At 67.5% G+C, this 13,075-nt stretch carries 14 protein-coding genes and 1 pseudogene; 7 read left to right on the forward strand and 8 right to left on the reverse strand.

The features are described from left to right. Positions 1-12 precede the first annotated feature (12 nt). Together AC0KTM_RS24030 and AC0KTM_RS24035 are read left to right on the forward strand one after the other, a co-directional pair. Complete coding sequence (locus AC0KTM_RS24030; protein WP_472416887.1) at positions 13-588, forward strand: TetR/AcrR family transcriptional regulator; 576 nt, start codon at positions 13-15, stop codon at positions 586-588. Further along, positions 585-1,697 (forward strand): DUF1214 domain-containing protein, encoded by a 1,113-nt coding sequence (locus AC0KTM_RS24035; RefSeq protein ID WP_472416888.1) that lies wholly within the window; start codon positions 585-587, stop codon positions 1,695-1,697. The genes AC0KTM_RS24030 and AC0KTM_RS24035 overlap by 4 nt, the downstream gene beginning before the upstream one ends. A 68-nt stretch (positions 1,698-1,765) precedes the next feature. On the opposite strand, the gene AC0KTM_RS24040 is transcribed toward AC0KTM_RS24035, so the two are convergent. The 4 genes from AC0KTM_RS24040 to AC0KTM_RS24055 all read right to left on the reverse strand — a co-directional run bounded on the left by AC0KTM_RS24040 (position 1,766) and on the right by AC0KTM_RS24055 (position 5,688). Continuing rightward, on the reverse strand, positions 1,766-2,824 hold the full coding sequence (locus AC0KTM_RS24040) for an LLM class flavin-dependent oxidoreductase (RefSeq protein ID WP_238957156.1): 1,059 nt from the start codon (positions 2,822-2,824) through the stop codon (positions 1,766-1,768). Then, positions 2,824-3,348: an SRPBCC family protein gene (locus AC0KTM_RS24045; protein WP_238957157.1), complete on the reverse strand. Its 525-nt coding sequence runs from the start codon at positions 3,346-3,348 to the stop codon at positions 2,824-2,826. The genes AC0KTM_RS24040 and AC0KTM_RS24045 overlap by 1 nt, the downstream gene beginning before the upstream one ends. A 44-nt stretch (positions 3,349-3,392) precedes the next feature. Then, the gene (locus tag AC0KTM_RS24050) at positions 3,393-4,499 is read right to left on the reverse strand and encodes a fatty acid desaturase family protein (protein WP_472416890.1); all 1,107 of its coding nucleotides are present in this window, start codon (positions 4,497-4,499) and stop codon (positions 3,393-3,395) included. Positions 4,500-4,593: 94 nt separating this feature from the next. Then, entirely contained in the window at positions 4,594-5,688 is a 1,095-nt protein-coding gene (locus AC0KTM_RS24055; RefSeq protein ID WP_472416892.1) for a ferredoxin reductase, read from the reverse strand. A 70-nt stretch (positions 5,689-5,758) separates the two neighbouring features. Here AC0KTM_RS24055 and AC0KTM_RS24060 point away from each other — a divergent pair. Next, a pseudogene (locus tag AC0KTM_RS24060) lies at positions 5,759-6,480 on the forward strand (TetR family transcriptional regulator). Positions 6,481-6,514: 34 nt separating this feature from the next. Here AC0KTM_RS24060 and AC0KTM_RS24065 read toward each other — a convergent pair. After that, a complete protein-coding gene (locus AC0KTM_RS24065; RefSeq protein ID WP_238957160.1) occupies positions 6,515-6,868 on the reverse strand; it encodes a hypothetical protein in 354 nt (117 codons plus the stop codon). Positions 6,869-6,897: 29 nt separating this feature from the next. Next, positions 6,898-7,512 carry a GNAT family N-acetyltransferase gene (locus AC0KTM_RS24070; protein ID WP_472416894.1) on the reverse strand — a complete coding sequence of 205 codons (615 nt, stop codon included), beginning with the start codon at positions 7,510-7,512 and terminating at the stop codon, positions 6,898-6,900. 54 nt (positions 7,513-7,566) lie between these two features. Between AC0KTM_RS24070 and AC0KTM_RS24075 the strand changes: the two genes are divergently transcribed. Then, positions 7,567-8,664 (forward strand): F420-dependent hydroxymycolic acid dehydrogenase, encoded by a 1,098-nt coding sequence (locus tag AC0KTM_RS24075; RefSeq protein WP_472416896.1) that lies wholly within the window; start codon positions 7,567-7,569, stop codon positions 8,662-8,664. 98 nt (positions 8,665-8,762) lie between these two features. Next, on the forward strand, positions 8,763-9,341 hold the full coding sequence (locus AC0KTM_RS24080; RefSeq protein WP_225327261.1) for a hemerythrin domain-containing protein: 579 nt from the start codon (positions 8,763-8,765) through the stop codon (positions 9,339-9,341). 20 nt (positions 9,342-9,361) lie between these two features. On the opposite strand, the gene AC0KTM_RS24085 is transcribed toward AC0KTM_RS24080, so the two are convergent. Next, positions 9,362-10,258, reverse strand: a complete 897-nt coding sequence (locus AC0KTM_RS24085; protein ID WP_225327262.1) for a manganese catalase family protein — start codon at positions 10,256-10,258, stop codon at positions 9,362-9,364. Positions 10,259-10,422: 164 nt separating this feature from the next. Here AC0KTM_RS24085 and AC0KTM_RS24090 point away from each other — a divergent pair, with 164 nt between their 5' ends. Both AC0KTM_RS24090 and AC0KTM_RS24095 read left to right on the forward strand, forming a co-directional pair. After that, positions 10,423-11,121 carry a GAF and ANTAR domain-containing protein gene (locus AC0KTM_RS24090; RefSeq protein WP_225327263.1) on the forward strand — a complete coding sequence of 233 codons (699 nt, stop codon included), beginning with the start codon at positions 10,423-10,425 and terminating at the stop codon, positions 11,119-11,121. A gap of 80 nt (positions 11,122-11,201) precedes the next feature. After that, on the forward strand, positions 11,202-12,500 hold the full coding sequence (locus AC0KTM_RS24095) for an acyl-CoA dehydrogenase family protein (protein ID WP_472417551.1): 1,299 nt from the start codon (positions 11,202-11,204) through the stop codon (positions 12,498-12,500). Positions 12,501-12,568: 68 nt separating this feature from the next. Here AC0KTM_RS24095 and AC0KTM_RS24100 read toward each other — a convergent pair whose 3' ends face one another. Further along, positions 12,569-13,024 carry a MaoC family dehydratase gene (locus tag AC0KTM_RS24100; protein ID WP_238957163.1) on the reverse strand — a complete coding sequence of 152 codons (456 nt, stop codon included), beginning with the start codon at positions 13,022-13,024 and terminating at the stop codon, positions 12,569-12,571. Between the last annotated feature and the right edge of the window lie 51 nt (positions 13,025-13,075).

The raw sequence follows: 13,075 nt of genomic DNA on the forward strand, positions 1-13,075 counted from the left end.
CTCAGTTTCGTAATGGATGGTGATTTTGGCCGGCCCCGCGATCCGCGTATCGACGCCGCGGTGTTACGCGCGACGGTTGAACTGCTCGCCGAGACGGGCTACCCGGGGCTGTTGGTCTCCGCCATCGCCGAGCGGGCCGGCACCAGCAAGCCCGCGATCTACCGCCGCTGGCCCAGCAAGGCGCATCTGGTGCACGAGGCGGTGTTCCCGATCGGCGCCGGCACCGCGATCCCCGACACCGGTTCGACGTCCGACGGTCTGCGCGAGATGGTGCGCCGCACAATGGTTTTCCTCACCACGCCATCGGCCCGGGCGGCCCTGCCGGGCCTGATCGGCGAGATGGCCACGGATCCGAGCCTGCACTCGGCGCTGCTGGAGCGCTTCGCCGGCGTCATCGGCGGCGGGCTCGCCGACTGGCTCGCGGCGGCGGCGGCGCGTGGTGAGGTGCGCTTGGAGGTGACCGCCGCCGAACTGGCCGAGACCATCGCCGGCATCACGCTGGTCGCCCTGCTCACCCGCGCCACCGAGCTCGATGACGCGTGGGTCGATCGCACGACAACACTGCTCCTGAAAGGAATCAGCGCATGACGCACGAATCGACGGCCGCGTGGCAGGAACTGCTGAATACCCTTGGCGGCCTTGATCGCTCGTTTTTGGAGGGCGACCGCGCCGTCGCCGACGACCGGCACATCGCCGACGGCTACCGCATGCTCGCCACCACGTTGGGCGTCGCGCTGGACACCTACCTGTTCCCCGAACCCGATCGGCCGCAATTCGTCGCGGTGAACACGCCGTTTCGCCGCGACCGCCGCTGGGGTGGGGACAACACCGACGCGTACTACTACATATGCCCGGTCGATCCGGCGCGTCGCTACCGCATCAGCGGGAACAAGGGTGACAGCGTTTACTTTTCGGTCACCGCCTACAACGAACCGACGCTCGGGGCGTGGTCGGACCGGGTCGTCGCGATCGTCCGCGACAGCGACCTCGACATCGACACCGACGGCAACTTCTCCTTCGAATTCCCCCCGACGGCCGACGCCGCCGTGTTGATGACCCGCGACTACCAGGCCGATCCCCTGACCGGACGCCCGGTCGTCTGGCAGATCGAGGCCCTGGACGAGCCGGCACCGATCCGGCACGGTGACGCGGAAACCGCGGTGCGGCTGCGCGCGGTCGCGACCTGGCTGCAGACCATGTTCGCCATCGTGCCGCTGGCCGTCGGAAACCGGGTCGACGACACCCACGCCCTCGGGCACGAAACCGCCCACGCCGCAAACGCGTTCGCCGACCCCTACCAGGTGCCGGACGCCAACTTCGGCTGGTCGGCGCGCGACGCCTGCTACTCCTACGGCAGTTTCGTGCTCGACGAGGACGAGGCGCTGGTGATCACGCATCGGCCGCCGGCGTGCAGGTTCTGGAACATGGTGGTGTGGAACCAGTTCATGGCCACCTACGCGGCCTCGGAGGGCCCCGACGCGCGCTGCTCGATCAACGGTCACAGCGCCGTCGCCAACAGTGACGGCTCGGTGACCATCGTCTTGTCCGGCGCCAAGACCGCGCACCCGAATTCCCTGACCACGCTGGGCTATCCGCGCGGCAACCTGGCCTTCCGGTGGTTCCTCGCCGACGGGGTGCCGCAGCGCCCGGAGGTGGAGCTCGTCAAGGCCGTCGACGCGCCGACGGCGGCCAGCTGATCCGCCGAACGTGTCATGAGGGCGAAGAAACCGCGAAAAACTCGCCGCCAGTGCACGTTCGGCGGCCGTCAAGAAGCCGGCGTCTGCCGGACCAGCTCGATCGCGCGGCCCAGCGTCTCCAGCTTGGCGTCCAGGGTGTCGCCCGCGGGATAGAGCCGCACGGTGTTCACGCCGGCATCGCGCCACACCGCGAGGCGCGCGGACACCATCTTCTCGGTCCCGATGAGCGTGGTCGCCAGCACCATCTCGTCGGTCACCAGGGAGGCCGCGCCGTCCCGGTCGCCGCGCTGCCAGCGCTCGCGCACCTCGGCGGCGACGTCGGCCCAGCCCTGCCGGCTGTAGGCCCGGTTGTAGAAGTTCGTGCTCGACGATCCCATGCCGCCGAGGCTGAACGCGAGCTCTTTCTTGCGGCCCGCGACCATGCCGCGCAACTCGTCTTCGTCTGCGGCGAAGGCGACTTCGGCTCCCTGGCAGACGTCGATGTCGGCACGGGTGCGCCCGGCCGCCGCCAGGCCGTCGTCAAGGTGGCGGAAGTAGGCGCCCTCGGCGCCTTCCGGGACAAAGCTGGTGCCCAGCCACCCGTCGGCGACCCGTCCGGTCAACCGCAGCATCGCCGGTGACAGCGTGGCCAAGTAGATCGGGATGGCGTGTTCCGGCCGCACCGACAACCGCATCGGCACCGCCTCGCCGCCGGGGCGGGGAAGCTCGAATTCCCTACCGGTGTAAGAGATCTTTCCGCCCGCGAACGCCTGCCTGACGATGTCGATGGTTTCGGTGGTGCGCGCCAGCGGCCGGTCGAACGAGACGCCGTGCAGGCCCTCGATCACCTGCGGGCCCGAGGCGCCCAACCCGAGCAGGAACCGTCCGTTCGACAGATTGGACAGCGTGATCGCGGTCTGGGCGACCAGGACCGGCGAGCGGGTGCCGAGCTGAATCACGCCGGACCCCAGCAGCATCCGCTCGGTGCGCGCGGCGAGGTAGCCCAGCGCCGACGGCGCGTCCGTGCCCCACGCCTCGGCCACCCAACACACATCGAGGCCCAGCTTCTCGGCCTCGACCGCGAGCGCCACGACCTGCCCGGCGTCGTTCCCGGTGCCGGAGAACTCCACCGTGGTGGCGGTCCGCATCACCGCACTCCGTGCTCGGCCAGCCGTTTGATCGAGGCCAGGGTCTTTCCGATCGCGGCCTCGAACTCCCGCATCCGCACGAACACGATTTTCTGTTCCTTGTCGGGCATCGAGTCGATCGCGCTCGACAACCCCGAGCGTCCCGGCCCCATCTGCGTCCAGTAGTTCAGGGTCGTGCCGCCGTCGCGGGGTGCCAACCGGAATCTCCAGGTCGCGGCGGGGTTATCGGGATCGCCTACGGCCCAGGCGAATTCGCGTGGCGGATCGCACGCGACGATCTGGGACGTGGTGCTCCATCGGCCGAACGCCTCGTGCTCGTTGTGTCCGACGAAGCGGGCGCCGACCCGCGGGCCGTCCGATCCCTCGGCCCACTCCACGGCCTTGAGTTCGTTGCTGACCGCGGGCATCAGCGCGATATCGCAGACCAGGCCCCAGACCCGCTCCGGATCCGCGTCGATCCACGTCGAGGCCTCCACCGTCGGGGTGTCCGCGTAGCGCGCGCCGGTCCATTCCACGGACCTCATTGTCCCCCTCGCCCGGCGCAAGGCAATGCGTGGACGGCCCCGAGTTACGCGGCGACCGGCTCGCGATCGGCGGGCTCGTCGGCACCGGCCTTGGGGAGCCAGCTGTCCGGGAAGGTCAGCCTGACGATCTTGCGGACGACCGTGCCGAATTGCCGCAGCAGCGGACCGCGGTTGTACGGGATGCCGTAGCGCTCGCAGATCCGCTGCACCTCGGGCGCGATCTCGGCGTAGCGGCGGGCCGGCATGTCCGGGAACAGGTGGTGCTCGATCTGGTGGGAGAGGTTGCCGGACAGCAGGTGAAATAGCCGGCCGCCGGTGAGGTTCGCCGAGCCGAGCACCTGGCGGAAGTACCACATGCCGCGCGACTCGTCCCTGGTTTCCTCGACGGTGAATTCCTGTGTGCCATCCGGGAAGTGGCCGCAGAAGATGATCATGTACGACCACACGTTGCGCATCAGGTTGGCCGTGAGGTTGCCGGTGAAGACGAACGGCGCGAACGGCCCGGCCAGCAGCGGGAAGGCGACGTAGTCCTTGAGGGTCTGCCGACGGGTCTTCTTCCAGATCGCCCGCAGCACCTCGCGCTTGTCCGCGAGACGGATTTCGCCGGAACGGATGCGCTCGGTTTCCAGTTCGTGCAGCGCGACGCCGTACTGGAACAACACCATCAGCAGGAAGGCGTAGATCGGGTTGCCGAGGAAGTACGGCTGCCAGCGCTGGTCCTCGCTCATCCGCAGGATCCCGTAGCCGATGTCGCGGTCCATGCCCACGATGTTGGTGTGGGTGTGGTGCATGTAGTTGTGCGAGTGGCGCCATTGATCGGCCGGGCACGCGGTGTCCCACTCGAAGGTGCGGCCGGAGATCGCCGGGTCGCGCATCCAGTCGTACTGGCCGTGCATGATGTTGTGGCCGATCTCCATGTTGTCCAGGATTTTGGCGATGCCGAGCATGCCGGTGCCCAGCAGCCAGGCCGGCGGCAGGAACAACAGCACCCGCCCGCCGACTTCCAGCGCGCGCTGGGCCTTGATGACGCGGCGGATGTAGTCGGCGTCCTTTTCGCCGAGGTCCGCCATCACGCGCTCTTTGATGGCGTCGAGCTCGCGGCCGAATGCGTCGGCCTGCTCGGGTGTCAGGGCGATCTTGTTCTGTGTCATGGCATTTCCTCCGGATTCCGCCGCGACTGTGAATCTCTCGACGCGACACGCCGTGCGGCCGTCGCGTATTTCACATTCGCGAGCTTGGTTGCTGTTAAAGGGACAGGTCCACGTCACCGACCGGAACGGACACGCAGATCTGCACGTCCTCATCGGGTGCGGTCGAGACCGCGCCGGTGACCAGGTTGCGCACGGTGCCGGCGGTTTTGCGCCGCGTGCAGGTGTGGCAGATGCCCATCCGGCACCCGTTTTCCGGAAAGAGGCCCGCGGATTCGGCCTGCTCCAGCAGCGGGCGCCCGTCGTCGACGATGTCAACCCCGCTGTCGGAGAACGTGACTCGCCCTCCGGAAGGGTTTGCCGGCGTGTCGAGCGCCGGCGGGACGAAGCTTTCGGTGTACACGGTGTCGCAGTGCTCCCGCACGGCCTCGATCAAAGCCGTTGGACCGCAGACGAATACCGCGTCGGGTGCGGGCATCGCGGCGGCCAGGTGTTCCGGGCCGAAGCGTCCGGTCAGGTCGCCGCCGTCGGTGCGGGTGTAGCCGTGCAGTACCCGCACCGAGGGCATGGCGGCGAGCTCGTCGCGGTAGCAGGCCTCGGCGGGGGTGCGGGCGTAGTGGACGAAGGCGATCTCGCCGGGATGGCCCTGGGCGACCAGGGTGCGCAGCATCGCCATCACCGGGGTGATCCCGCTGCCCCCGGAGACGAACAGGATCCGCCGGGGCCGCGCCGCGGGCAGGGTGAAGTCGCCGCCGGCGCCGGCCAGACCCACCACCATGCCGCGACGGGCGTGTTCGTACAGATGGTTCGAGACCAGGCCTCCCTCGTGCCGGCCGATGGTCAGCTCGAGGGTGGCCGCCCCTTCGACGTTGGCCGGGGAATAGCAGCGGGTGTGCCGGCGCCCGTCGATCTCGACGGTCAGGTTGACGTACTGGCCGGCCCGGACAGTGTGGGCGGACAGGAAGCTGTCGTTGGGAGCCAGGGTGAGCGTGACGCTGCGGGGTGTGGTCCGGCGCACGTCGGTCACCCTGGCGCGGGCTTCGCCCAGTGTCCAGGTTGGTGCCACGAGTTCGGTGTAACGGTCGACGCCGTGCGGCCCGGTCAGCAGGTCTACGAGCTCTGAACCCAACACGCGTTGCCGAAACGTCCGCGCGAGGACCCGGCCGGAAGCTTGAGCGGTTTGAGTGAACATATGTACACCGTGCGGCCACAACCGCCAGGTCGTCAAGGGTTTACTGGCCCGATGTGGTAGGCTTCACATAGTGAACAGCCGTACTCCTAGCTCACGGGCGCGCGGCTCCGGACGCGAACGCTCGCGGGAAAGTCAGTCGCGCGAGGAGCGCAAGGAGGCGACGCGGCGCGCCATCATCGCCGCGGCGCTCAAGCTCGCGGGAAAGTCATCGCCGCGGCGCTCATCGCCGCGGCGCTCAAGCTATTGCAGGACCGCAGCTTTTCCAGCCTGAGCCTGCGCGAGGTGACCCGCGAGGTCGGGATCGTGCCGGCGGCGTTTTACCGCCACTTCGAGTCGATGGAGGCACTCGGCCTGGTCCTGATCGACGAGTCGTTTCGCAGCCTGCGCGACACCCTGCGCGACGCGCGCGCCGGCAAGCTCGACCCGAACCGGGTGATCGAGTCGTCCGTCGAGATCCTGGTCGCCAGCGTCGCCGACAGGCGCGAACACTGGCGGCTCATCGGCCGCGAGCGCAACAGCGGCCTGTCCGTGCTGCGCTACGCCATTCGCACCGAGATCCGGCTGATCACCTCCGAGCTGGCCACCGACCTGGCGCGTTTCCCGGGGTTGAACAAGTGGACCACCGAGGATCTCAACGTGCTGGCGACCCTGTTCGTCAACGCCATGATCGTCATCGCGGAGGCCATCGAGGATTCGCAGAGCATCGAGGCGACCGAGGACATCCGCCGGCTCGCCGTCAAGCAGTTGAGGATGATCGCGACCGGCATCGCCGGGTGGCAGAGCACTCCCTGATCACGTCGGCTGCAGTAAACAGGCGAGCACTGATTTACTCATCGACCACGTCGTAGAGCGAGTCGCCGTCTTCGGGGGTGCCGTCGATCTGGCCGCGCTGCGCGCGCCGCGGACCGTCGTCGACCGGCTCGACGGCATCGGGCACGTCGGGCTCTTCGGCGGCCAGTCGATCGTCGAGGGATTCGCCCTCTCGTTCTTCCCTCGCCGTCACGCCGAAGCGGTTGGCCTCGCTCCAGCCCTCGGGGGGATCGACGACGATGTCGCCGTCGTCGTTGCGCAGTTCGTCCGAGTCGGTACCTTCGCTCGCGTTCAGGGTGTCGCCCGGACCACCCTCTTCGGGAAAGTCGGCGGGATCTACCAGATCGTCGGCTTGGGGGTTATCGCTCATGCCGAACGGTTGCCCGCCGCATCGGGTGACTAAACGCGGGCCCGCGGTGCCCGCCACATGGCCCACATCTTCGGGCCGTCGTCCGGCAGCACGATCTCGCGGGTGACCGCGAAGCCGAAACGTTCGTAATACGGGACGTTTTCGAGTTTGGTCGACTCGAGGTACGCCGGACAGTATTCCGCGTCGCAGCGGTCCAGCCGCGACCGCATCAGGGCTTGACCGAACCCCTGACCGCGGACCGCCGGATCGCTGCCGATGACAGCCAGATACCAGTGCGGTTCCTCGGGGTGGACGCTCTTCATCAATTCCTGGACCGCGCGCCCGCGCATCGAGCGCAGACCGAACACCCGGAGGAACGTGGGCGTCATCGCCAGCTGCGCACCGGGCGTCTCCTGCCACTGATCGGGCGGATCCCACAGCGCCGCAGCGCCGATACCGGAGTCGGCGGCGGCCACCTCCACGCCGCCGCGCGCCAGATGGTGGTGGTGGGTCATCGTCGCGAACAGCCGGGTCAGCTGCGCGGTGCGCTTGTCCTGGTCGGGCATCAGCCAGATCATCACCGGGTCGTCGTAGAACGCGCGGGCCAGGGTGCGCGACAGCTCGCGGACGTCGGCCTTCCGCGCCGGGCGGACGTGGGGGGTCATCCACGACAGGCTAGTGGGTGTGTGAGGCGATGCGGGGCGGGTATGCGAACCCGCGTGACCGGCATCTCTCGGCGAGCGTTCGGGCGGGCGGCTGCCGGCGCGGGCATGCTCGGCTCCGTCGGCCTGTCGGGCGGCTGCGCGAAACCGGGCGCCGGCCGCGGCAAGTCCACCGGCCCGCCACCGCCGCAGGGCAAGGGCGTGGGGTTCGTGCTTTCCCACGAGCAGTTCCGCACCGACCGGCTGGTGGCACAGGCCCAGGCGGCCGAAGAGGCCGGCTTTCACTACGTGTGGGCCAGCGACCACATTCAGCCGTGGCAGGACAACGAAGGCCATTCGATGTTCCCGTGGCTCACGCTGGCGCTGGTCGGCAGCGCCACCAGCCGGATCTCGTTCGGCACCGGAGTGACCTGCCCCACCTACCGCTACCACCCCGCCACGGTGGCTCAGGCCTTCGCCTCCCTGGCAATCCTCAACCCGGGCAGGGTGTTTCTGGGAGTCGGCACCGGCGAGCGACTCAACGAACAAGCCACCACCAACGCCTACGGCAACTACGCCGAGCGCCATGACCGGCTCGCCGAGGCGATCGACCTGATCCGCCGGTTGTGGAGCGGATCGCGAATCTCCTTCTCCAGCCGGTACTTTCAGACGAACTCGTTGAAGCTCTACGACGTGCCGGCCACACCGCCGCCGATCTTCGTGGCGGCCGGCGGCCCGAAGAGCGCGAAACTGGCCGGGCAGTACGGGGACGGTTGGATCACCCAGGCCGACGACGTGACGAACCCAAAACTGTTGGCGGCCTTCGGTGCCGGAGCGCGGGCCGCCGGGCGCGACATGGCCACATTGGGGAAACGCGCCGAATTGTTCGCGGTCGTCGGCGACAGTGCCGCGGCGGCCCGCGCCGCGGTGCTGTGGCGTTTCACGGCCGGTGCCGTCGACCAGCCCAATCCCGTAGAGATCCAGCGCGCGGCCCAGTCCAACCCCATCGACAAGGTGTTGGCCGGCTGGACCATCGGCACCGACCCGGCCCCCCACATCAGCGCCGTGCAGCGGGTGCTCGACGCCGGCGCCGTCCCCTTCCTGCACTTTGCCCAAGACGATCCGATCGCCGCCATCGACTTCTACCGCACCGACGTCCTGCCGAAGTTGCGCTGAACGAACGTCGGGCCCCTAGCGATTCAAAGCTGTTTCGAAGCCCCCGGCCCGGGTATCCGCACGCAACTTCGAGGGACAGCCCAATTGGAAGGCAAGGCATGGACGCAATCACTTTTCTTCGTCAGGACCACAAAAGCGTGCTCGGTCTGTTGGAGACGCTCGACGGGGCGCCGTCAGGCTCCGGCGCGCAGGCGAGCGGCTTGGAAACGATGGTGAACAACCTCATCATCGCCGAGTCCCAGCACGAAGCGATCGAGGAACAGTTCTTTTGGCCGGCGGTGCGCGACGCGATCGGCGATGGACTCGTCGACAAGGCGATCGAGCAGGAGCAGGCCGGAAAGAAGCTGCTGCAACGTCTCGAGGACGGCAAGCCCGGTGAGCCGGATTACCACGAGGCACTGCAGGAATTCGTCAAGGCGGGCCGCGAACACATCGCCTACGAACAAAACGAGGTGTGGCCGGAGGTCGAAACCGTGCTCAGCCGTGCGGATTTGGAAAAGATCGGCGAAAAGCTAGAGCAGGCAAAGAAGATCGCTCCGACGCGGCCGCACCCGGATACGCCGCCGAACCCCACCGTGCTGAAAACGATGGGGGTGGGAGCGGCGATCGTCGACCACGTCCGGGACGCGTTGACCGGCCGCGGCGAGGACAATCCGCCGGACCCGCAGATGCACTGACGCGGCAACGACGGTGGCAATTAACCTGTGGGCGTGTGCTGTTCGTGGGTGAACGGCTTCTCGGCCTCGACGGCCGGCGAGCCCTCGGGGTTTTGTTGTGCTCCCGTGTTCTTCCGGGTCTTGCCGCCGAGCCACTGTTCCTCGGGCTTTTCCACGTACTGCCATTTCATGCCCTCGGGCCATGGTCCTTGCCCCTGGTTCCACGGCCCGCGGGTGGGTTTGCCACCCCCGCTGGACATGTTGAACGCCACGTTTTGGAAACGTGGGTCGCCCGGCAGCGCTCCGGGCGGGAAATTCACCGGCAGCTCGTTGAGCGCCGCGGTGAACTGCTGATAGTGCGCGACCTCGCGGGTCATCAGAAAGGTCAGGGTGTCCTGCACACCGGGGTCGTCGGTGAACTGCTTGAGGTACTCGTAGACAACCTTGGCCCGGGTTTCGGCGGCCAAGTTGTTGCGCAGGTCCACCGTCGGGTCGCCGTTGGCATCGATGAACGCTCCGGTCCAGTTGTTGCCCGCGGAGTCCTTGACGTCCGGCCCGCCGCCGCTGAGCACCAGGAACAGCGGGTTGACCGCCACCTGGTTGATGATGCTGTCCCGGCCGTCGCCGCTGGCCACCGCCGGCATCCAATCGCATTTCTCATTGGCAATCTTGAGATTGTCGTTGAGCCCGTCGAGCAGCATGGTGATCATCGATCCGACCATCTCGAGGTGGCTGAGCTCCTCGGTCGCGATATCCATGAACAGGTCATACATCTTCGGGTTCTTCTGGCGCAGCACAAACGCCTGGGTGAAGTACTGCAGCGCCGCGGTGAGTTCGCCGTTGGCGCCGCCGAACTGTTCCATCAGCAGCGACGCGAAGCGAGGGTCGGGCCGGTCGACCCGTACCTCGAATTGAAGATCTTTGTTGTGCACAAACACTGGGGCCTCCCTGGGGGATCGAGATCTGGCTGGTCGACGCCGGATACCCGGGGCCTATGACGCCAAACTGAGGGCACCGCAACTTCCCGGCCCCCGGCCGTCGAGCAGGGGCCGACGATTGCCGGGGTTACGCGTCGGGAAGACATCGTGGAGAATGCGCCCGTATGGACTCTTTGGACCCGGCCTCGAAGCACGGGTTAGCCGTACGCATTGCCGAACTCGCCCGCGAGATCGCCACCCCACGCTCGCTCGATGACGTCCTCGCCGACGTGACCACCGCCGCGGTCGAGCTGATACCGGCCACCGATATCGCGGGAGTGCTGCTGCTCAAGGCCGGTGGGGAGTTCGAATCGGTCGCGGACACCCACAGCCTGGTGGCGCAGCTCGACAAATTGCAGCACGAATTCTCCGAGGGCCCCTGCCACGACGCCGCCCTGAAAGAAACGATCGTGCGCAGCGACGACCTCCGCGACGAACCGCGCTGGCCCAAGTACGCCCCGGCGGCCGTCGAGCACGGGGTGCTGAGCAGCCTGTCGTTCAAGCTGTACACCGCCGAGCGCACCGCCGGTGCCCTGAACCTGTTCAGCTTCCGGCCCAAAGTGTGGGACACCGAAGCGGAGACCATCGGGTCGGTGTTCGCCGCGCATGCCGCCTCGGCGATCATGGCCGGGCGCCACGGACAGCAGATGCAATCCGCCCTGTCATCGCGCGACCGAATCGGACAGGCCAAGGGCATCATCATGGAGCGCTACGGCGTCGACGACGTACGCGCCTTCGAGTTGCTGCGCCGGCTGTCTCAGGAGAGCCAGACCAAGCTCACCGACGTCGCCCAACGCGTGATCGACACCCGCGGCGAGACCTGATCGTCGTCCGCCCCGCTCTAGGATGGGGTGGCTTCAGCAACGAGTCCGGCGCGGTGCGGCGCCGGGGAATGGTGGCCACGGTGTGGGACTTCGAAACTGACCCCGAATACCAGGCGAAGCTGGACTGGGTCGAAAAGTTCATGGCCGAGGAGCTGGAACCGCTCGACCTGGTCGCGCTGGACCCCTACGACAAAAAGAACGCCGAGATGATGGCCGTCCTGCGGCCCTTGCAGCAGCAGGTGAAGGACCAGGGGCTGTGGGCCGCACACCTGCGCCCCGAGTTGGGCGGCCAGGGCTTCGGTCAGGTCAAACTGGCGCTGCTCAACGAGATCCTCGGGCGATCCCGTTGGGCCCCATCGGTATTCGGCTGTCAGGCGCCGGACTCCGGCAACGCCGAGATCCTCGCGCTGTTCGGCACCGACGAGCAGAAGGCCCGCTATCTGCAGCCGCTGCTGGACGGCGAAATCACCTCCTGCTATTCGATGACCGAACCGCAGGGCGGCTCCGACCCGGGACAGTTCGTCACCGCGGCCACCCGCGACGGCGACTACTGGGTCATCAACGGCGAAAAGTGGTTCTCCACCAACGCCAAACACGCGTCGTTCTTCATCGTCATGGCGGTCACCAACGCCGAAGCCCGCACCTACGACAAGATGTCGCTGTTCATCGTTCCGGCCGAGACGCCGGGCATCGAGATCGTGCGCAATGTGGGCGTGGGATTAGAAAGGGGAGCATCGTCTGCCAGCCACGCCTACGTCCGCTACCACGACGTGCGGGTGCCCGCCGATCACGTGCTCGGCGGCGAGGGGCAGGCGTTCATGATCGCGCAGACCAGGCTCGGCGGGGGGCGGATTCACCACGCGATGCGCACAATAGCGTTGGCGCGCAGCGCCTTCGACATGATGTGTGAACGGGCGGTGTCCCGCAAAACCCGGCACGGGCGGCTCGCCGATTTCCAGATGACCCAGGAGAAGATCGCCGACAGCTGGATCCAGATCGAGCAGTTCCGGCTGCTGGTGCTGCGCACCGCGTGGCTGATCGACAAGCACCACGACTACCAGAAGGTGCGGCGCGATATCGCGGCGGTGAAGGTCGCCATGCCGCAGGTGCTCCACGACGTCGCGCAGCGGGCCATGCACCTGCACGGTGCGCTCGGCGTCTCCGACGAGATGCCGTTCGTCAAGATGATGGTCGCCGCCGAGTCGCTGGGCATCGCCGACGGCGCCACCGAGCTGCACAAGATGACGGTGGCCCGCCGCACCCTGCGCGAATACGAGCCCGTGACAACGCCTTTCCCGTCGGCGCATATCCCCACCCGGCGGGCCGAAGCCCAGGCGCGGCTGGCCGAACGCCTGGAACGCGCGGTCGCCGAATTCTGACGCCGAACGTCGACTTGTTGTGCGGAGAAGCCGGTTTCACCGCAACAGGTCGACGTTCGACGCGCGTTTCAGGCGACGAAGCGGACGACGCTCTCGGCCACGCACGCCGGCCTGGCCGACCCCTCGATCTCGACGGTGGTCGAGAGGGTCGCCTGCACGGCGCCGTTGCCCACGTCGTCGACGCTGACCAACGAACTCTGCGCGCGCACCCGCGAGCCGACCGGAACCGGCGCGGGGAAACGAACCTTGTTGAGCCCGTAGTTGATTGCGAGCTTGATGCCGTTGACGGTGTAGATCTGGTGCTGCAGCTGCGGCAGCAGCGCCAGGGTCATGAAACCGTGGGCGATGGTTTTGCCGAACGGGCCGGACGCGGCTCGCTCCGGGTCGACGTGGATCCACTGGTGATCGCCGGTCGCGTCGGCGAACAGGTTGACGTCTTCCTGGGTGATGGTGACCCAGTCACTGTGACCCAGGGCCTCTCCCGCGGCTGCGGTGAGGTCGGCGACTGATTCGAAGGTGCGCATGGCGTGTTCTCCTTGGTTTCGGCTGCTAACAATAGCGACATCGTGGCGCGG

The sequence above is a fragment of the Mycobacterium sp. NTMscope_Eco_3 genome (genome assembly GCF_976985685.1).

Bases quoted from the DNA above. Each gene is read 5' to 3' on its own strand.
- AC0KTM_RS24030 (WP_472416887.1), top strand. From the start codon at position 13: ATGGATGGTGATTTTGGCCGGCCCCGCGATCCGCGTATCGACGCCGCG.
- AC0KTM_RS24100 (WP_238957163.1), bottom strand. From the start codon at position 13,024: ATGCGCACCTTCGAATCAGTCGCCGACCTCACCGCAGCCGCGGGAGAG.
- AC0KTM_RS24035 (WP_472416888.1), top strand. From the start codon at position 585: ATGACGCACGAATCGACGGCCGCGTGGCAGGAACTGCTGAATACCCTT.
- AC0KTM_RS24055 (WP_472416892.1), bottom strand. From the start codon at position 5,688: ATGTTCACTCAAACCGCTCAAGCTTCCGGCCGGGTCCTCGCGCGGACG.
- AC0KTM_RS24045 (WP_238957157.1), bottom strand. From the start codon at position 3,348: ATGAGGTCCGTGGAATGGACCGGCGCGCGCTACGCGGACACCCCGACG.
- AC0KTM_RS24080 (WP_225327261.1), top strand. From the start codon at position 8,763: ATGGACGCAATCACTTTTCTTCGTCAGGACCACAAAAGCGTGCTCGGT.
- AC0KTM_RS24065 (WP_238957160.1), bottom strand. From the start codon at position 6,868: ATGAGCGATAACCCCCAAGCCGACGATCTGGTAGATCCCGCCGACTTT.
- AC0KTM_RS24050 (WP_472416890.1), bottom strand. From the start codon at position 4,499: ATGACACAGAACAAGATCGCCCTGACACCCGAGCAGGCCGACGCATTC.
- AC0KTM_RS24090 (WP_225327263.1), top strand. From the start codon at position 10,423: ATGGACTCTTTGGACCCGGCCTCGAAGCACGGGTTAGCCGTACGCATT.
- AC0KTM_RS24070 (WP_472416894.1), bottom strand. From the start codon at position 7,512: ATGACCCCCCACGTCCGCCCGGCGCGGAAGGCCGACGTCCGCGAGCTG.
- AC0KTM_RS24040 (WP_238957156.1), bottom strand. From the start codon at position 2,824: ATGCGGACCGCCACCACGGTGGAGTTCTCCGGCACCGGGAACGACGCC.